General features: G+C 29.2%; 19 protein-coding genes. All 19 read left to right on the forward strand.

From position 1 onward, the window contains the following. Nucleotides 1-95: 95 nt before the first annotated feature. Nucleotides 96-1,193, forward strand: coding sequence for a transglutaminase domain-containing protein (locus KQI38_RS18995; protein ID WP_216562247.1), 1,098 nt, complete (start codon nucleotides 96-98; stop codon nucleotides 1,191-1,193). Between the two features lie 26 nt (nucleotides 1,194-1,219). Next, nucleotides 1,220-1,711, forward strand: a complete 492-nt coding sequence (locus tag KQI38_RS19000) for an endolytic transglycosylase MltG (protein WP_216562249.1) — start codon at nucleotides 1,220-1,222, stop codon at nucleotides 1,709-1,711. 173 nt (nucleotides 1,712-1,884) lie between these two features. Then, nucleotides 1,885-2,619, forward strand: a complete 735-nt coding sequence (locus KQI38_RS19005; RefSeq protein WP_216562251.1) for a hypothetical protein — start codon at nucleotides 1,885-1,887, stop codon at nucleotides 2,617-2,619. A 20-nt stretch (nucleotides 2,620-2,639) separates the two neighbouring features. Then, the gene (locus KQI38_RS19010) at nucleotides 2,640-3,272 is read left to right on the forward strand and encodes a CBS domain-containing protein (protein WP_216562253.1); all 633 of its coding nucleotides are present in this window, start codon (nucleotides 2,640-2,642) and stop codon (nucleotides 3,270-3,272) included. A gap of 69 nt (nucleotides 3,273-3,341) precedes the next feature. Continuing rightward, on the forward strand, nucleotides 3,342-3,935 hold the full coding sequence (locus KQI38_RS19015; protein WP_216562255.1) for a BofC C-terminal domain-containing protein: 594 nt from the start codon (nucleotides 3,342-3,344) through the stop codon (nucleotides 3,933-3,935). Nucleotides 3,936-4,014: 79 nt separating this feature from the next. Next, nucleotides 4,015-4,509: a crossover junction endodeoxyribonuclease RuvC gene (gene ruvC, locus KQI38_RS19020; protein ID WP_094904008.1), complete on the forward strand. Its 495-nt coding sequence runs from the start codon at nucleotides 4,015-4,017 to the stop codon at nucleotides 4,507-4,509. Nucleotides 4,510-4,529: 20 nt separating this feature from the next. After that, complete coding sequence (ruvA, locus tag KQI38_RS19025; protein WP_246565927.1) at nucleotides 4,530-5,120, forward strand: Holliday junction branch migration protein RuvA; 591 nt, start codon at nucleotides 4,530-4,532, stop codon at nucleotides 5,118-5,120. Between the two features lie 14 nt (nucleotides 5,121-5,134). Continuing rightward, nucleotides 5,135-6,148 carry a Holliday junction branch migration DNA helicase RuvB gene (gene ruvB, locus KQI38_RS19030; RefSeq protein ID WP_216562259.1) on the forward strand — a complete coding sequence of 338 codons (1,014 nt, stop codon included), beginning with the start codon at nucleotides 5,135-5,137 and terminating at the stop codon, nucleotides 6,146-6,148. 26 nt (nucleotides 6,149-6,174) lie between these two features. After that, entirely contained in the window at nucleotides 6,175-7,542 is a 1,368-nt protein-coding gene (locus KQI38_RS19035; protein WP_094904010.1) for a SpoIID/LytB domain-containing protein, read from the forward strand. 219 nt (nucleotides 7,543-7,761) lie between these two features. Continuing rightward, nucleotides 7,762-8,787: a tRNA preQ1(34) S-adenosylmethionine ribosyltransferase-isomerase QueA gene (queA, locus tag KQI38_RS19040; RefSeq protein WP_216562262.1), complete on the forward strand. Its 1,026-nt coding sequence runs from the start codon at nucleotides 7,762-7,764 to the stop codon at nucleotides 8,785-8,787. Nucleotides 8,788-8,809: 22 nt separating this feature from the next. Beyond that, nucleotides 8,810-9,934, forward strand: coding sequence for a tRNA guanosine(34) transglycosylase Tgt (gene tgt, locus KQI38_RS19045; RefSeq protein WP_216562263.1), 1,125 nt, complete (start codon nucleotides 8,810-8,812; stop codon nucleotides 9,932-9,934). Nucleotides 9,935-9,989: 55 nt separating this feature from the next. Then, nucleotides 9,990-10,310 carry a preprotein translocase subunit YajC gene (gene yajC / locus KQI38_RS19050; RefSeq protein WP_094904013.1) on the forward strand — a complete coding sequence of 107 codons (321 nt, stop codon included), beginning with the start codon at nucleotides 9,990-9,992 and terminating at the stop codon, nucleotides 10,308-10,310. Nucleotides 10,311-10,446: 136 nt separating this feature from the next. Further along, entirely contained in the window at nucleotides 10,447-10,824 is a 378-nt protein-coding gene (locus KQI38_RS19055) for a TIGR04086 family membrane protein (protein ID WP_216562266.1), read from the forward strand. An 80-nt stretch (nucleotides 10,825-10,904) separates the two neighbouring features. After that, nucleotides 10,905-11,045 (forward strand): six-cysteine ranthipeptide SCIFF, encoded by a 141-nt coding sequence (scfA, locus tag KQI38_RS19060; RefSeq protein WP_094904015.1) that lies wholly within the window; start codon nucleotides 10,905-10,907, stop codon nucleotides 11,043-11,045. A gap of 175 nt (nucleotides 11,046-11,220) precedes the next feature. After that, nucleotides 11,221-12,582, forward strand: coding sequence for a thioether cross-link-forming SCIFF peptide maturase (gene scfB, locus KQI38_RS19065; RefSeq protein WP_216562268.1), 1,362 nt, complete (start codon nucleotides 11,221-11,223; stop codon nucleotides 12,580-12,582). A gap of 10 nt (nucleotides 12,583-12,592) precedes the next feature. Beyond that, complete coding sequence (gene secD / locus KQI38_RS19070) at nucleotides 12,593-13,876, forward strand: protein translocase subunit SecD (protein WP_246565928.1); 1,284 nt, start codon at nucleotides 12,593-12,595, stop codon at nucleotides 13,874-13,876. A 15-nt stretch (nucleotides 13,877-13,891) separates the two neighbouring features. Continuing rightward, complete coding sequence (gene secF, locus KQI38_RS19075; protein WP_216562271.1) at nucleotides 13,892-14,758, forward strand: protein translocase subunit SecF; 867 nt, start codon at nucleotides 13,892-13,894, stop codon at nucleotides 14,756-14,758. A gap of 140 nt (nucleotides 14,759-14,898) precedes the next feature. Further along, a complete protein-coding gene (gene recJ / locus KQI38_RS19080; RefSeq protein ID WP_216562273.1) occupies nucleotides 14,899-16,671 on the forward strand; it encodes a single-stranded-DNA-specific exonuclease RecJ in 1,773 nt (590 codons plus the stop codon). A gap of 134 nt (nucleotides 16,672-16,805) precedes the next feature. After that, entirely contained in the window at nucleotides 16,806-18,968 is a 2,163-nt protein-coding gene (locus KQI38_RS19085) for a RelA/SpoT family protein (protein ID WP_216562275.1), read from the forward strand. Nucleotides 18,969-18,972: the final 4 nt, after the last annotated feature.

Genomic DNA, 18,972 nt, shown 5'->3' on the forward strand with positions numbered 1-18,972 from the left:
TAAAAGGTTTGTTTTTTATTTTAGGACCATCTTTCTAGTTGGAGTATTATAACTTTTATTATATACTATTAGTGAAGATATTGAGGAGTGAAATTATGAGAAAAAAGTTAATAAAAATATTTTTAGTAGAGATTATTATAATTATAATTGCTTTTGTATATTTTTTTTCAAGATATAATATGTACGATACTTCGTTACAAGGTAGTTTAAGAGTAAATACAGACGAAAATCCAGTAGAAGTTAATAAAAGATCTAAGCTCTATTTAGAGCTTGAAAAAGGATTACTAGAGGGTAAGGAACGAATAGATATTAAAAGCATGGCTTTATTCAAAGACCCTAAAGAGATATTTAATGTTTTAGAAGAAATATCTAATGAGAATCCTGAGATAATGTATTATAAAGCAGCTGAATATCAGTTTGGGAATTTAAGTCTTTTTTATTCAAAATCCAAGGAAGATATAAACAATCATCAAAAGGAAATACGAAAGATAAGAGAAGCGTTTATATCAAATTATATATTACCAGAGATGTCTGATTATGAAAAAATATTAACCATACATGATTATATTATTAATAATAGTAAGTATGATGATAAACTATTTATAAGTGGAGTAGTCCCCCCTGAGTCCTATTCTAGTTATGGAATATTAGCATTGGGGCGTGGTGTATGTGAAGGATATGCGAAATCTATGAAATACTTATTAGATGGAATAGGAATTGAATCCATGATAGTGATCGGAGAATCCAAGGGAGAAAATCATGCTTGGAATTTGGTGAAAATAGAAGATGAGTATTACCATGTAGATACTACTTGGGATGACCCGGTGACAAGTGATGGCTCTGATATAATAAGATATAATTTTTTTAATTTAAATGATGATGAAATATCTAAATCACATACTTGGAATAAGGAAGACTACCCATCTGCAAATGGAGAAAAATATAATTATTTTAAATATAATAACTTTATTGTAAATGGAAAAGATGAATTGAAAGACCAAATAAAAAATATTCTTTTGAAAAGAAAGTCACATTTATTAATAAAGATAAATAATTTCAATAATGAGGACATATTATTAAATGAAATTATTGAAAATGCTGTGTATGAAAATTATAAATTAATAAGCTTGAAAAGCTATTCATACTCTGTTGACGAAGAATATGGTATAGTAAGTTTTGAGTTTTACTATTAGATAAGATATGTAAGGAGAGTTGATTTATGGACAAAAAAATTAAGATTACATATTTATTTTTAGGAGTAGGTATAGGTATTATTATTGCTAGTACTTTGTATTCATTTTATCCCAAGATAGAATATATAGATTTGACCGACGATATAATAATGGAAAGAGCAAGAAGTCTAGGTATGGTTGGTTTAAAAGAGAGCATAGACGTAATAAATAAGGAAGAGTTAGCAGATGAAGAAAATACTATGGAATCAGCCAATGATGAAATGAAGGAAGTACAAAAAGATATAGAAGAAATAAAAGCGGAGGTAGAAGAGAGAGAAATTGTTGTGGAGAGTGGCTCTAGTCTAACTAGGGTTTCAAAACAACTTTATAATGCAAACTTAATAGATAATATAGATGAATTTATTTCATTTGTCAAAGATAAAAAATTAGATAAAAAAATTGTTACTGGGAGTTATAAAATTGAATTAAATAGTTCCTATGATGAAATAATAGAAATTCTAACTAAAAGGCCTAATTAGCTATATAACCTTTATCCAAGATATTAAGTTTTTGTAAAAAAACTATTATATATTTTTAATCAATTATGAAGAATTATGTAGTATAATAGTCTTTACTGTCCTTTAAAATTTTGTAGTTACAATGTTTAATACATCTAAGGATTGTCAACAATTGATAAAAAGGAGGTATTGATGTGGCAATAGCAAATAATGATATATGTAGTATTTATGATGGACTAATATATAAATTTCTTTATAAAAATGATATCAATTGCATACATATCCTCCTTAATCTATACGATTTAGAAGAAAACATTACAAATATCTGCCCCAAATACGTGTCTATACATCATCTTAAAAAACATATTAGTAAATTTTTAAAACAAAGGAAGGGTAATCATTTTATATCTTTAAATCTTGGACAACTAATTCATGAAGATATTAATCGGTTAGAATTATTTATTTATCTTGAAGGGTACAAACATGGTTATTTTAATAATTCTTGGGTAAATATTTTAGAAAAGATAACAGTAAACAATATACCTCTAGATAAATTATATAAAAGTAAATATTTGTATCATTTTGATAATACAACAAAGCAAGTGTTAGATATTAAAGCTATGATTGGTGAAGAAATTCAGGAAAGTGAAAGGCTAAATAAACATCTATATAATATTATTAGAGACTATTGTAATAAGCTGTTAAAAGGAAAGATTTTTAATTTAAATAGACATTTAGATAAACAGTTAACAATAGAATATAATTCAAGAATGTATAGAATTAAGGAAGATGATGGCATATTAACTTTGGAGGAATTAAATAATATTTATAAAGAAATAGTAAAAGTAGTACTTAAAGATGGTTTAAAACTCTATAAAGAAGCCTACTGGTATGGGTTAAATGATAGAGTATTAAAGAGATATAGATAATAGTTAAAGGGGGAGCTTAGATGTTTATTAGAAATTATATGTTATCAAAAGGAAATTTAACTACAGTTGAATTGGAAGAAAACTTAGGTAGTGCCCTTGAGAAAATCAATGAAGGAAATTTTTTATCATTACCAGTTTTAGATGGTAATGAATTTAAGGGTATTCTTATGAAAGAGGCTGTTTATAGAAATTACTTAGAGTCTGGAAAATGTAATAAGGATGAATATTTAAATAATACTAAAGTAAAAGAAATATATAATAACAGTTATGAATCGATTTCTGCAGATGAGAGGATTGAAAAAGCTTCTTATCTTTTGAAAGAACTCAGAACACCATTCTTACCAGTTTTTGATTCTAACAATAAATTTGTAGGTATATTAACCCATTTTGCAATATTCAATGCTTTTTCAGAGATTTTTGGAATAGATAAAGGAACAAGAATTGTTGTAAATATGTTTGATCTACCAGGTCAATTAGCAAGACTTACAGATTTAATTAGAAAAGAAAATATAAATATAATAAATTTTGCTATTATGGATCCAAAAGTACTAGATTTGATTCAAGTTGTACTTAGAGTTGATACTGATGATGTAGATAGATTAGTTGATAAAATTCAATCTGCAGGTTTTAAGATTGGTGAGGTAACAAAATAATAGATGAATGTATAAAAATTCCTAAAATGGATACAATATCCCTCTAGATAGTAATCTGGAGGGATATTTATGAAAAAAGATAGAATTTTACCTATTTTCTTTTTTTCTTTAACTTTGTTTTTGATAAGCTTTATATTTGGTTATCAATTAATGAGTAAAAAGTTAAATCCAAAAGATATTAGTAAAGTTAATGAAAAAGAAACAGATATGTCAGAGCATTCAGGGAGAGAAATATTAAGCGAGGAGAGTAGAATTTCTCCAAATACATTTATAGAAGAGAGAATTCATTATACAGCATGTGATCATGTCGTTACAAAAGTTGAAGTAGTAGAAGATGAATTTGTTAATATGACTAGAGATGAATATACTAGATATTTAGATGAAAATTATCCAAATAAAAGAATAATTTCATATTCATCTAACAAAATAACATTAGGGATTACCAAAAATCATTTATGTGAGAATCATTATGTTGTTGGAGAGGAAGATGGTCTTATAGCTATATTTCGGATAGGAGAAAATGGCGAAAGGCTATTAGAAAAAGTATTTACAGATTATCCTATCTCACTACTAATGGAAATCGATCAAGAAAAAATAGTTGAAGGAATAGTAGTAGATAGTGAGGAAGAATTATCTGAAATTCTAGAGAATTTTATTAGTTAGCTAAGTTAGAAATTCTAACTTAGTTTTTCTTTGGAAATATGGTACAATAATATATATATTTATAGAAGGGAGATTATGGATGATAATTCTAGGAATTGATCCAGGGATTGCAATAGTTGGATATAGTATTATAGAGTGCAATGGAAATAATTTTAAGGCTATTGATTATGGATGTATAACAACGGATTCAGATATTTTATTTCCCGATAGGATAAAGATAATATATAATAAACTTACTGAAATTATAGAAAAATACAGACCAGAAGACTTAGCTGTTGAAGAATTATTTTTTAATAAGAATGTAAAAACAGCAATAAAAGTTGGACAGGCCCGCGGTGTAGAAATATTAGCAGCTGTTAATAAAGGTATGAATATATATGAATATACTCCTCTACAAATAAAACAAGCTGTTGTAGGATATGGTAGGGCAGATAAGAGTCAAGTACAAGAGATGGTAAGGATATTATTGAACTTAAAAGAAAAACCTAAACCAGATGATGTTGCAGATGCTTTAGCAGTTGCTATATGTCATGGTAGTTCTATTAAATTTAAAGAATCCTTTAGAATGAAATAATATTACAGAGGGTGAATATATTGTTTGAATTTATTATTGGAGATGTAGTATCCATTAAAGAAGATTATATAGTATTACAGAATAACGGGATAGGTTACAAGATATTTACATCTACTAATTCAATGATTCAACTTGAGTTAGGGATGAGAAATGCAATGATTTTTACATACCTTAATGTAAGAGAAGATGGATTATTTCTTTATGGATTTACATCAGAAGAGGAAATTAATATGTTTAGGCTACTTCAGATGGTTTCTAAAATTGGTCCCAAAAGTGCATTAGGAATCTTATCTACACTTACACCAAATCAGATTAAGGTAGCTGTAATAAAAAAAGAGTTAGATATTTTATGTAAAGCACCAGGTATTGGTAAAAAGACTGCCGAGAGAATGGTTTTAGAACTTAAAGATAGAATAGACAAGAATATTGAGGTTGTAGAAGATAATATTAGTGGAATTAAGCCTAATGATTATCATGAGGCAATAGATGGTTTGATGTCATTAGGATATACTAGATTAGAAATAGAAAAGATTATTAGGACAATGGATATATCTAAGATGAATATTGAAGATATAATTAGAGAAGCATTAAGAAAATTATCAAAACATTAAGAAGGTGTTAATATATGGAAGATACTAATGATAGAATAGTGGCTGGAAGTTTGAGAACTGAAGACTTGGAAAGTGAATTAACATTAAGACCTAAATGGATTACTGAATATATAGGTCAGGATAAGGCTAAGGAAAAATTAAATATTTTTATTCAAGCAGCTAAGGGAAGGAATGAATCATTGGATCATGTCTTATTATATGGACCTCCTGGGCTAGGTAAAACAACTTTGGCAAATATTATTGCAAATGAAATGGGAGTTAATATTAGGGTAACATCAGGACCTGCCATTGAGAGACCGGGAGACTTAGCAAGTATCTTAACTAATCTTTCCGAAGGTGATGTTTTATTTATTGATGAGATACATAGGATTAATAGAACTGTAGAAGAGATCCTATATCCTGCAATGGAGGACTTTGCTTTAGATATAATAATAGGTAAAGGTCCCTCTGCTAGATCAGTAAGGCTTGATTTATCTAAATTTACACTTATTGGTGCAACTACTAGAGCTGGACTTCTAACATCTCCCCTTAGGGATAGATTTGGTGTAATGCTGAATTTGGAATTATATGATGAGGAGAGTCTTAAACAGATTATAGTTAGGTCTGCTGATATATTGAATATAAGGATTGAAAATGAAGGAGCTCTGGAAATAGCTAGAAGATCTAGAGGAACTCCTAGAATTGCAAATAGATTATTAAAGAGAGTAAGAGATTATGCTCAAGTCGTAGAAAAGGGTGTAATTACCTGGGAAGTGGCAAAGAAGGGTTTAGAAATCCTTGAAATTGATGAGTTAGGGCTAGATAGTGTAGACAGAAGATTAATTCTCACTTTAATAGAAAATTTTAATGGTGGACCAGTTGGTGTAGATACATTATCTGCCGCAACAGGAGAGGAAAGAATTACAATAGAAGATGTATATGAGCCATATCTTTTGCAAATAGGATTTTTAAATAGAACTCCTAGAGGAAGAGTAGTTTCTAAAAAAGCATATGATCACTTTGGAATTCTCTATACTGAAGAACAATAAAAAATGACATAGGAAGGAGTAAGGCAATGAATAGGAAGATACCTAGAATTTTAATTTGTATACTGCTGTTAATTTTATTACCTGTTAAAATATCTTATGCCAATTCAATTAATACTCAATATATAGATATTAGACTGACAAAACCCATAGTACAGAATAATGTAATTAATCTTGGAAGTGATAGTGGTTTTTTACTATTTGATTTAAATAATAAAGATAATTCTATAGGGAGTATAAGTGAAACTAGTATTAAAGCTGTATTAGGAGAAGATGGTATCAATCTAGTTAATTCTCAAAACAATATTGTATTTACTTTACCTAAAGATGGAAGTGTTTTAATTTCTCAAAATACATTAGATAATCAATTAATAAAGGTTGAAAAAGATCGTTATAGAGATTATATTAGATTAGTCAGTAAAAATAATGAGATTTTTGTTATAAATCATGTAAATCTTGAGAATTATCTATATGGGGTAGTTCCAGCAGAAATGCCAGCAACTTTTCATATAGAAGCGCTAAAAGCACAGGCAGTAGCTTCTAGGAGCTTTGCTCTTTCAAATATAAAGAAGCATTCAGCAGAAGGATTTAATTTATGTGATACGACTCATTGTCAAGTATATTCAGGCTTTGAATATGAAAGACCTTCAACTAATCTAGCTGTAGATGAAACAAAGGATATATTTGCATATTACAATGGAAAAGTAATAGAGGCGATATTCCATTCAACTAGTAGTGGTTTTACAGAAGATAGTGTAAATGTATGGGGTGGAGATTTGCCATATCTAAAGTCTGTAGAAGATAGCTTTTCTAGTGAATCTCCTTATAGTATCTGGAATTTTAGTATTAATATTAATGAATTAAACAATAATTTAGTTTCATCTGGAATAAACATTGGAGATTTACAGGGAATTGAAGTTATTGATGCGACCTCTACTGGTAAGGTGAACAAAGTGAAAATAATTGGAACTAAAGGAGAAAAAACTATAGGTGGAACCGAATTTAGAAACTTAGTAGGTGCTACGAAATTTAAGAGTTCTTGGTTTAGCATAAAAGGTGGAAATGCTAATTCATCAAGTAGTCAAGTTTATGTTATAAGCGGAGATACACTTAAACCACAAACTATAGATACTAGCAAAGCTTATATAATAGATGGGAAAGAAAAAAAGACAGTAACAAGAAGTACGGTGAATAGGGCTATTGGAAAAGATAGAGTAGAATCCATAGGAGAATTTTATCCAGTATCGTCTTCCGAAATAGTGATAGAAGGGAAAGGCTTTGGTCATGGAGTAGGTATGAGCCAGTTTGGAGCTAAGAAAATGGCTGAATTAGGGTATGATTTCGAGGAGATTCTTAAATATTATTATACTGGGATAGATGTCTTGCCAAATAATTAATATGTAAATCGATAGATAGGCTAGAATATTGATGTGACTGATAAAAAAGTGCTTAGTAATTAAATGTCTAAGATAATAGAATAAATTTATATGATCTATAAATTTGGATGAAAAAGTTGCTAAATAACTAATAGCTAAAAAAATATATTTACATTTTAAATATAATTGGATAAAAGAATTGTATAGTGGTCAATAATTATAATAAAGAAGGATGGTTTAATGAAACGAGAAGATTTTAATTATTTTTTGCCAGAAAATCTAATTGCTCAACACCCTTTAGAGAATAGAGAGGAATCTAGATTGTTGATATTGGATAAAAAAACTGGGGAAATAGAACACAAAACGTTTAAACATATTATAGAATACTTGGACAAAGGAGATTGTTTAGTATTAAATGATACAAGAGTAATACCTGCTAGACTATTTGGTAATAGAATAGGTAAAGAAGAAAGCATAGAAATATTACTTCTTAAGAGAATAGAAAATAATGTATGGGAGTCTTTAGTGAAGCCTGGGAAAAAGGCTAGGCCTGGACATATAATAGAATTTGGTGGAGGAATTTTGAAGGGTGAAGTTTTATCAATAGAAGAAGATGGAACTAGAATTATAAGATTTGAATATAAAGGAATATTTGAAGAGATTTTAGATAAATTAGGTGAAATGCCTTTACCTCCATATATAACGGAGGTATTAGATGATAGGGAAAGGTATCAAACCGTTTATTCAAAGAATAAGGGCTCTGCCGCAGCTCCTACTGCAGGTCTTCATTTTAGTAATAATTTATTAGATGAAATTAAAGATAAGGGGGTCAATATAGCATATATAACTTTGCATGTTGGACTTGGTACTTTTAGACCTGTTAAGGTGGATAATATTTTAGATCATCATATGCATTCAGAGTATTACAATATCTCAGAGGAAGCTGCTGCAATAATCAATAATTCTAAACATAATGGTGGAAAAGTAATATCTGTAGGCACTACTTCTACAAGGACTTTAGAAACTGTGGCTGATGAAAATGGAAAGATTATATCTAAATCAGGATGGACAGATATATTTATTTATCCAGGATATAGGTTTAAAATTATAGATAGATTAATTACAAATTTCCATTTGCCTGAATCAACTTTACTTATGCTAGTAAGTGCATTAGCTACCCAAGAAAATGTATTTAATGCATATAGAATAGCCGTAGAGAAAGAATATAGATTTTTTAGTTTTGGCGATGCCATGTTTATAAAATAGGGGATATCATAGGAGGAAGATTATGGCAATAAGATTTGAACTATTAAAAGAAGCAAAGGATTCTAAAGCAAGGCTTGGTAAATTATATACTCCCCACGGAGTAATAGAAACACCAATATTTATGCCTGTAGGTACTAGAGCTACTGTCAAAGCTATGACACCAGAAGAAGTAAAAGGTTTAGGAGCACAAATAATTTTAAGTAATACTTATCACTTATATTTAAGACCGGGTCATAAATTAATAGAGGAAGCAGGAGGATTACATAGATTTATGAATTGGGATGGCCCAATTTTAACCGATAGTGGAGGATTTCAGGTTTTTAGTTTAGGAGATTTGAGAAAAATAAAAGAAGAAGGTGTAGAATTTAGATCCCATATTGATGGTTCTAAACATTTTATAAGTCCTGAAAAGTCAATTGAAATTCAAAATTCACTAGGATCAGATATTATGATGTGTTTTGATGAATGTACTCCTTATCCTGCTACATATGAATATGCAAAGCATTCCATGGAAAGAACAACTAGATGGGCTAAAAGATGTAAAGATTATCACAAGGATTGGGATAAGCAAGGATTATTTGGAATAGTACAAGGCGGGGTATATAAGGACTTAAGGGAACAAAGTGCAAAGGAATTAGTAGAGTTAGACTTTCCGGGATATGCAATAGGTGGTCTTAGTGTTGGTGAACCAAAGGAATTAATGTGTGAGATATTAGATTTTACTACACCTTTATTGCCTAGAGATAAACCTAGATACAATATGGGTGTTGGAACTCCTGATTATCTATTTGAATCTGTAATTAGAGGGATAGATATGGCAGATTGCGTGTTACCTACTAGAATTGCACGGAATGGGACAGTTCTTACATCTCAAGGAAAACTAGTTATAAGAAATGCAAAATATTCAAGAGATTTTACTAAGTTAGATCCAGAGTGTGATTGCTATGCTTGCACTAATTATTCAAGAGCTTATATCAGACATTTATTTAATGTGGATGAAATTCTAGGATCAAGACTTACTACAATTCATAATTTATACTTCTTGATAAAACTTATGGAAAACATAAGAAATGCGATAAAAGAAGATAGATTACTTGAATATAAAGAGGAATTTTATAAAAAATATGGTTATAATGATAAAAATTAGGTGAATTATTTAAAATATATTGTATAATAGATTATAGAAAAGGAGGGATTTGTACATGCCACAACAGCTTCAAGGATTAATAATACCAATTGGTTTTTTAGTCATATTTTATTTTATGGCAATTAGACCGCAAAAGAAAAAAGAACAACAAATAAAAGAAATGAGAAACAGCCTAAGAGTTGGAGATGAAGTAATTACCATAGGTGGAATTTATGGTAAAATTATCAAAGCGAAAGAAGATATAATAACTATAGAAGTAGGATCTTCTAAAACGAAGCTAGATATGACTAGATGGTCTGTTGGTTCAGTAGTTAGCAAAAATGAATCAAAAAATAACAAAACTGAAGAAATAAAAACTGAAGAAGATGATAAATAACAAAAAAAGCTTCCTAATTTAATAAGGAAGCTTTTTTATGTAATAAATATTGGTTTCCTTAAATAAATTAAGGATAAGGAGCCCTAAAGGACTACCAAATTATTTCCTATGGAGTAAATATAAGGAGGGATATAATGTGAAAACCAAGAATTTGAACAAAAATATCTATTTATTAAAGGGGTTGGTTCTGGCCTATATTATCACATGTATTTTGATACTATTTTTTTCAATACTATTAACTTATTCAAGTCTTAGAGAAAATAAAATGCCTCTAGTGAATACAATAATCATGGTGATAAGTGTAACCTCAGGTAGTGTTTATGTAGCAAAAATGGTTAAAGAAAAAGGATGGATTAATGGAGGAATAATAGGTATGGCATACTATCTAATATTAATTATGCTTAACTTTATATTTCTAAAGCCTTTAGTATTAGATATATTTTCAATTTCAAAGTTAGTATTGGCATGTATTATAGGAATAATAGGAGGAATTATTGGGATAAACATATCATAAAAGAATAAAAAAAACTTTAAATAAAAAAACTAATATGGTATAATAAGTAGCAGTAAATAGATGCTAAGGAGGGATTTAAGATGAAATACATAAAGACAATATCTGGTAGTAATCTGAAAGATACTATATCCAAGGGCGGATGTGGGGAATGTCAAACTTCCTGTCAATCAGCTTGTAAAACATCCTGTACTGTAGGAAATCAAAAATGCGAGAATAAATAAGAATATAAAGGGTGGTGGTTTATCCATTACTTTTTATGCCCATAGGAAAGTTCTTACTTATTTTAGATTTGTTAAAGAGAACTTTCCGTATATGGGTTTCATAAAAAGATACCTTATAATGCTTCGATGGAAGCTTTTTTTATTTGTATAAAATTGTCAATTAGGAGGAACTTTAATGAATAAAGCATCAAAGATGCATAAGTTTCATTTAAATAATAAATATATTATTTTAGATGTAAATACTGGTGCGGTACATGTAGTTGATAAAATTGTATATGAAATCATAGATTATTATGGTGAAAAAACTATAGATGAAATAAAGAATACATTTAAAAGTACCTACGGCGAAAAAGCGGTAGAGGATGTATATAATGAAATAGATCAATTAGCTAAGGAAGGACTTTTATTCTCTGAAGATGTAAACATTTCTCACTTCAAATATAATGAAGAAAATATTGTTAAGGCGATGTGTTTGCATGTAGCTCATGATTGTAATTTAAAATGTAGTTATTGCTTTGCATCACAAGGTGATTTTAAAGGAGAAAGATCACTGATGTCTTTAGAGGTAGGGAAAAAGGCATTAGAATATCTAGTTAAGAATTCAGGGGCAAGAAGAAATTTAGAGGTGGATTTTTTTGGCGGAGAACCTTTGATGAATTTTAATCTAGTCAAGGATTTAGTAAATTATGGAAGAGAGTTAGAAAAGAAATATAATAAAAACTTTAGATTCACTATTACTACAAATGGAATTTTACTTGATGATGAGAAGATTGATTATATCAATGAAAATATGTCAAATGTTGTTCTTAGTTTAGATGGCAGAAAAGAAGTCAATGATAATATGAGAAAGACAATTGGTGGAGAAGGTAGTTATGATATTATTTTACCTAAGTTTAAAAAGATGGTAGAAAAAAGAGGGGACAAGGATTACTATATTAGAGGTACCTTTACTAGTAATAATATTGATTTCTCTAATGATGCATTAGATTTTTATAATAACGGATTTAAAAAGATTTCAATAGAGCCAGTAGTTACATCTGAGGAAATGGATTATGCTTTAAGAGAAGAACATTTACAATCTGTTCTAGACGAGTATGAGAAATTCTCTAAAGAGTATATAAATATAAAAAAGATGGACAAGGATTTTTACTTTTTCCACTTTATGATAGATTTGACTCAAGGTCCCTGTATTATAAAAAGAGCTGTTGGATGTGGAGCGGGATCCGAATACATGGCTGTTACTCCAGAAGGTGATTTATATCCTTGTCATCAGTTTGTAGGGGAAGAGGAATTTAAGTTAGGAAATGTTATAGATGGAGTTCAACGAGAGGATCTAAGACAAAAATTTAAGAAGGCTAATGTATATAATAAAGAAGAATGTAGGGAATGTTGGGCGAGATTTTACTGCAGCGGTGGTTGTCATGCAAATTCCTATCATGCGCACAATGATCTTAGTAAGGCATATAAGATTGGTTGTGAAATGGAAAAGAAAAGAATTGAATGTGCCATATCTATACTGGCAAATTTAGATGAGTAGGAGGAAGAATATGAAAGCCAAAAGTACTATAATTTTTATATTGATACTAGCTATAGTAGGAGGTAGTACGTTTTTAGCATTAAATGGTGCCAATATTGGAAAATATGAAATTATTAGAGCGAAAGATGCTATAGACTTAGGTCTGGATTTAGCAGGTGGTGTTTATGTAGTTCTAGAGGCTCAAACTGATGCTAAGGGTGCAGAACTTCAAAGAATCATGGAGCAGTCAAAGGCAATTATCAATGAGAGAGTAAATGGCCTTGGAGTATCAGAGCCTAATATATCAATTGAAGGTAGCAATAGAATAAGAGTTGAACTAGCAGGTATAGATGATCCTCAAAAAGCAATTGAGTTAATAGGTAAGACTGCACAATTACAGTTTGTAGATCCAAATAAAGATGTTGTATTGACAGGTAAAAATGTAATTGGTTCAGAGGTACAATATCATAATAATCAATTAGGCCAACAAGAAATTGTAGTAAGCTTAGAACTTGACAAAGAGGGGACTAAAAAATTTGCTGAAGCTACAGGACGACTTACTTTAGAACCAAATAGAGAGGACAGGATTATCTATATAATTTTAGATGATCAAATAATATCCTATCCTGCAGTACAAAGTGCAGAAGAAGGTGGAACAGCTATTACAGACGGTAAGGCTGTTATAACAGGAGGTTTTTCACTAGAAGAAGCTAGTCAATTAGCTACATTGATTAGGGCAGGTGCTTTACCAGTTGAGATGAAGGAATTACAAACCTCCCTTATAGGACCTACGTTAGGTTTGGAGGCATATGAAAGAAGTATCAAAGCGGGAGCAATTGCACTTCTTATAATTATGATATTTATGATAATAATATATAAAATTCCTGGTTTTATTGCTTCTATTGGTTTGATTATATATACATTGATAACAATATTTACAATGTCATCTTTAGGGGTTAAATTAACTCTTCCAGGAATAGCAGGTTTAATCTTATCTATAGGAATGGCCGTAGATGCAAATGTTATAATATTTGAAAGGATAAAAGAAGAAATAAAAGCTGGCAAAAGCATAAGAACTGCTGTAGATGCAGGATTTAAGCGAGCTCTTACTTCAGTAATGGACTCAAATATAACTACATTTATAGCTGGAGTTGTATTATATTACTTTGGAATTGGTCCAATTAAAGGATTTGGAGTAACCTTAATTATTGGTATAGTGGCTTCTATGATAACAGCAGTTATTATATCTAAATATTTATTAAAGCTAATGGTATCAATTACAGGTAATAAAAATACTAAACTTTATGGAGCTTAATAGAGAGGTGAAAATATGAATATTATAAAAAATAGGAAGATATTTGCAATATGTTCAATCGCTATAATAATAGCAGGAATTCTTATGTTTTTCATTAAAGGTTTAAACTATGGAATTGATTTTACTGGTGGGACTTTGATTCAGATAAATGCAGGAAAATTTATACCTATAGATGAAGTTAGAGAAATAACCGATGAATATGATAAAAATGTAAGCATTTTACATGGAGGAACTGAAAAAGACGAATTAATAATAAAAAGCACTTTAGATTTATCTAATGATGTAATAACAGATATAATAAATAAATTTACAGAAAAATACGATATAAACAAAAATAACTTTCAATCTGAAAAATTTGGTCCTTTTATGGGAGCAGAAATAAAAAATAAAGCTTTATTATCTACCTTAATAGCTACTGTACTTATGTTAGGCTATATTACTTGGAGATTTGAATTCAATTTTGGCGTAGCAGCTATCGTAGCATTAGTTCATGATATACTGATTATGTTAGCTGTTTATTCAATTCTTAGAATTCCAGTAAATAGTTCATTTATTGCTGCAATATTAACTATTCTAGGCTATTCTATAAATGATACAATAGTTATTTTTGATAGAATAAGAGAAAATACAAAGTTATATCCTAGAGAATCAGTTGAAAATATAATAAATAATAGTATTAAACAATCTCTAAAAAGAACAATATATACTACACTGACTACATTGATGGCTGTTACTGTATTATATATTTTAGGAGTTGAAGATGTTAAAGTACTGACATTACCTCTTATTATAGGTATGATATCTGGAGTTTATTCTTCATTATTTATTGCAGCTCCATTGTGGTATGAACTTAAGAATAGAAAAATAAAAGCTGCTAAATAAGCAGTTTTTATTTTCAATGATAAAAACTTTGTCAAAAAATGAAGAAATAGATAATAAGAACTAGAATTAAATGTGATTAAATGATAGAATTTAGATACTAATTAGTGTGTCTAAATTTTATTTCTATTGGAGTGAAGTAATTGGAAAGATGGTTTATAAAAAATAAAGTTGCTGATTATAAAAAAATAGCAAGGGATTTCAAAATATCTGAATTTTTATCTAAGCTACTAGTTAATAGAGATATTATTGATTATAATTTGATTGATAGTTTTATATCTTCTAGCTTAGATAGATTACATGATCCTAGTCTTATGAAGGATTTACTAAAGGGTGCAGATATTATTAGAGATAAGATAATAAATAAAAGAAAGATAAGAATAGTAGGAGATTATGATGTAGATGGAGTAATCTCAATTTATTTATTATATACAGGCATAAAAAAATGTGGTGGAAATGTGGACTATGTTATACCAAGTAGAATCAATGATGGATATGGTATAAATAATGAAATTGTTAGAGAAGCGGAAAAAGATGGGATAGATACTATAATAACTTGTGATAATGGTATTGCAGCAATAGAACAGATAAAACTTGCAAAAGAACTTGGACTAACAGTAATAGTAACAGATCATCATGATTTACCTTTTGTAGTAGATGAAGCTGGGGAAAAGAAATATTTATCTACAGAGGCAGATGCTGTGATAAATCCAAAGCAAAAGGATTGTAATTATCCATTTAAAGGACTTTGCGGGGCAGCTGTAGTGTTTAAATTAATACAAAAGCTATACTTCATATTTGAATTACCCTTAGAATCTACATATTGTTTGCTGGAATATACTGCTATTGCTACAATTTGCGATGTAGTTGATTTAATTGATGAAAATAGAATTATAGTGAAAAAGGGCCTAGAACTTTTAAATAATACAGAAAATATTGGACTAAAAGCTTTGATAAAAGAAACAGGAGTTGAAGATAAAGAGATAGGCGTTTATCACATAGGATTTATTATTGGACCAAGCATCAATGCTTCTGGAAGATTAGATTCTGCTTTAAAAGCCTTAGAGTTACTCTTATCAAATGATTTAGATCATGCAAATCTTTTAGCGAAAGAGCTTCGTGAACTAAATGAAGAGAGAAAACAAATGACCATAGATGGAGTAGAGAAAATAATTAACATTATTGAGAATTCCGAGATAAAGAAAGATAAGATACTAGTTATATATGAGCCAGAAATACATGAAAGTATTGCAGGTATCATAGCAGGAAGAATTAAAGAAAAGTATAATAGACCTACAATAGTATTAACTCAAGGAAAAGATGGAGTTAAAGGCTCAGGAAGATCTATTGAAGGATATAATATGTTTGAAGAGATATCAGAGTGTAAGGATCTATTATTAAAATTTGGCGGGCATCCTATGGCAGCTGGATTATCATTAGAAGAAACAAATATAAGTCAATTCAGAAAAAAGTTAAATGAAAACACAAGTCTAACAGATGATGATTTAATATCTAGAATATATATTGACATGCAACTTCCACTAGAATATATTAGTTTTAAGTTAATTGATGAATTAAAGCTTTTAGAACCCTTTGGAAAAGGCAATAATAAACCTATATTTGGTGAAAAAAATCTAAAGATTAATCGTGGTTTTGTATTAGGTGCCAATAAAAATGTTTTAAAATTAATATTAGAAAATGAGAATAGAAAAATAATAGAAGGAATATTTTTTGGAGATATTATGACTTTTGAAAATAGAATTAATGAAATATATGGGAAGGGAGAACTTGATAAAATTTATAAAGGAATAGGGAATAATATAAAATTAGATATATTATTTTATCCTTCTGTTAATGAATATAATGGAAATACTAATTTACAAGTTACAATTCAAAATTATAGAATTAATAAATAATTAAACTTTAGATTAATAAATATTTTTTTATATGGTATATTAACGTAATCGTTATAAATAGTCAATTATGGGTAATTATAAGTAATCAAACTACTTTATATATACATTCATTATAGGTGAAGAAGGTGAATTCAATGTTAGAAAACTTACTCTTGAAAATTGAACAATATAATCCACAAGCTGATTTAAGTCTTATAGTGAAAGCATATAATTTCGCACAGTCGGCTCATGCTGGGCAAGTAAGAAACTCAGGTGAAAACTTTTTTGTTCATCCATTTAATGTAGCTATGATATTGGCAGATTTAAATATGGACACTGCTACTATAGTAGCAGGACTGCTTCATGATGTCATAGAGGATACGGAAATAAGTCATGAAACTATTGCAGAAGAATTTGGCGTTGAGATAGCTGATTTAGTCGAGGGTGTCACAAAGTTAAAGAAACTACAATATAAAACTAAGCAGGAAAACCAAGCTGAAAATTTGAGAAAAATGGTTTTGGCTATGGCAAATGATATAAGGGTTATTATAGTTAAGCTAGCAGATAGACTTCATAATATGAGAACATTAGAATATATGAGAGATGAAAAAAGAAAAGAAAAGGCTTTAGAAACTCTAGAAATATATGCTCCTTTAGCTCATAGACTAGGAATCTCTAAAATAAAATGGGAATTAGAAGATCTATCTTTAAGATATTTAGATCCCGTAAATTATTATGATCTAGTTGAGAGAGTTTCAAAAAGACGACAGGAAAGAGAAGCATATGTAAAAAACATAATAGAGACATTAAGCAATAAACTTGATGAAGTTAACATAAAATATGATATCAGTGGGAGACCGAAGAATTTTTATAGCATATATAAGAAGATGGTTCATCAAGGAAAAGCTTTTGAGCAAATATTTGACTTAACTGCTATAAGAGTCATAGTAGATAATATTAAAGACTGTTATGAAGTATTAGGTATAGTTCATAATCTATGGAAGCCTTTACCGGGCAGATTTAAAGATTATATTGCTATGCCTAAACCTAATATGTATCAGTCTATTCATACTACTGTAATTGGTATGAAGGGAGAAATATTTGAGGTTCAAATACGCACATGGGAAATGCATAGAACAGCAGAATATGGTATAGCTGCTCACTGGAAATATAAAGAAGGAAGTAATAAATCTGATAATTTTGATGATAAACTTACATGGTTAAGACAACTATTAGAGTGGCAATCGGATTTAAATGACCCTAAGGATTTCATGGAAACATTAAAAATAGATTTCTTTACAGATGAAGTATTTGTTTTTACTCCAAAGGGAGATGTGATAAATCTTCCAGATGGTTCTACACCAATCGATTTTGCATATAGGGTACACACTGAGGTTGGGAATAAGTGTGTAGGAGCTAAAGTAGATGGAAGAATAGTACCTCTAAATTATAGATTGAAAAATGGAAATATCGTTGAAGTTATTACATCAGCTAATAGCAATGGACCTAGTAGAGATTGGATAAAAATAGTAAAAAGCACTCAAGCAAAAACTAAAATTAGACAATGGTTTAAAGCTAAGGAAAAAGACTTTAATATCATAAGAGGAAAAGAGTTATTAGAAAAAGAGGTTAAACGATTAGGTTATAAGTCCTCAGAAATTTTAAAGGATGAATGGATAAAAAATATAGCATCTAAAGTGAGTATAAATTCTATTGATGATTTATATGCAGCTATTGGATATGGTAGTATAACATTGAATCAAGTAATCTCAAAATTAAGAACCCAATATAATGAATATTATAAAATAACAGATGAGAAGGCCTTTGTGGAGAGTAAGATCCAACAGACTACACAAAATAAAATAAGTAAACCTACTCAAGGTATCAAAATAAAAGGAGTAGATAATATTAAAATTAGGTTTTCTAAATGCTGTAATCCTGTGCCCGGTGATGAAGTAGTAGGATATATAACTAGAGGCAGGGGTGTTTCTGTTCATAGAACTGACTGTCCAAATATAACTATGTCAGATGATGCAGAAAGATTCATTGAAGTAGAATGGGATTTTCAAAAGAAAGCATCCTATCCTGCAGAAATTCAAATTAAAGCATCTGATAGATCAGGTCTTTTAGCAGAAATTACTCAAAAGATAACAGATTCTGATTTAGGAGTAATATCTTTAAATGCTAGAACATCTAAAGATAAAATAGTATTTATAAATGTAACCCTTGAAATTAAAGATATTGAAGAGTTAAGGGATCTAATGAGAAAAATAAAAAGAATAAGAAATGTAATGGATGTATATAGAGTTACAGCTTAGAGAG

The organism is Tissierella carlieri (assembly GCF_018917285.1).
In the GTDB taxonomy this organism is placed as follows: Bacteria; Bacillota; Clostridia; order Tissierellales; family Tissierellaceae; genus Tissierella; species Tissierella carlieri.

Bases quoted from the DNA above. Each gene is read 5' to 3' on its own strand.
- ruvB (WP_216562259.1), top strand. From the start codon at position 5,135: ATGGAAGATACTAATGATAGAATAGTGGCTGGAAGTTTGAGAACTGAA.
- KQI38_RS18995 (WP_216562247.1), top strand. From the start codon at position 96: ATGAGAAAAAAGTTAATAAAAATATTTTTAGTAGAGATTATTATAATT.
- scfA (WP_094904015.1), top strand. From the start codon at position 10,905: ATGAAATACATAAAGACAATATCTGGTAGTAATCTGAAAGATACTATA.
- secD (WP_246565928.1), top strand. From the start codon at position 12,593: ATGAAAGCCAAAAGTACTATAATTTTTATATTGATACTAGCTATAGTA.
- ruvC (WP_094904008.1), top strand. From the start codon at position 4,015: ATGATAATTCTAGGAATTGATCCAGGGATTGCAATAGTTGGATATAGT.
- scfB (WP_216562268.1), top strand. From the start codon at position 11,221: ATGAATAAAGCATCAAAGATGCATAAGTTTCATTTAAATAATAAATAT.
- secF (WP_216562271.1), top strand. From the start codon at position 13,892: ATGAATATTATAAAAAATAGGAAGATATTTGCAATATGTTCAATCGCT.
- tgt (WP_216562263.1), top strand. From the start codon at position 8,810: ATGGCAATAAGATTTGAACTATTAAAAGAAGCAAAGGATTCTAAAGCA.
- KQI38_RS19085 (WP_216562275.1), top strand. From the start codon at position 16,806: ATGTTAGAAAACTTACTCTTGAAAATTGAACAATATAATCCACAAGCT.
- KQI38_RS19010 (WP_216562253.1), top strand. From the start codon at position 2,640: ATGTTTATTAGAAATTATATGTTATCAAAAGGAAATTTAACTACAGTT.
- queA (WP_216562262.1), top strand. From the start codon at position 7,762: ATGAAACGAGAAGATTTTAATTATTTTTTGCCAGAAAATCTAATTGCT.
- KQI38_RS19000 (WP_216562249.1), top strand. From the start codon at position 1,220: ATGGACAAAAAAATTAAGATTACATATTTATTTTTAGGAGTAGGTATA.
- KQI38_RS19035 (WP_094904010.1), top strand. From the start codon at position 6,175: ATGAATAGGAAGATACCTAGAATTTTAATTTGTATACTGCTGTTAATT.
- yajC (WP_094904013.1), top strand. From the start codon at position 9,990: ATGCCACAACAGCTTCAAGGATTAATAATACCAATTGGTTTTTTAGTC.
- KQI38_RS19015 (WP_216562255.1), top strand. From the start codon at position 3,342: ATGAAAAAAGATAGAATTTTACCTATTTTCTTTTTTTCTTTAACTTTG.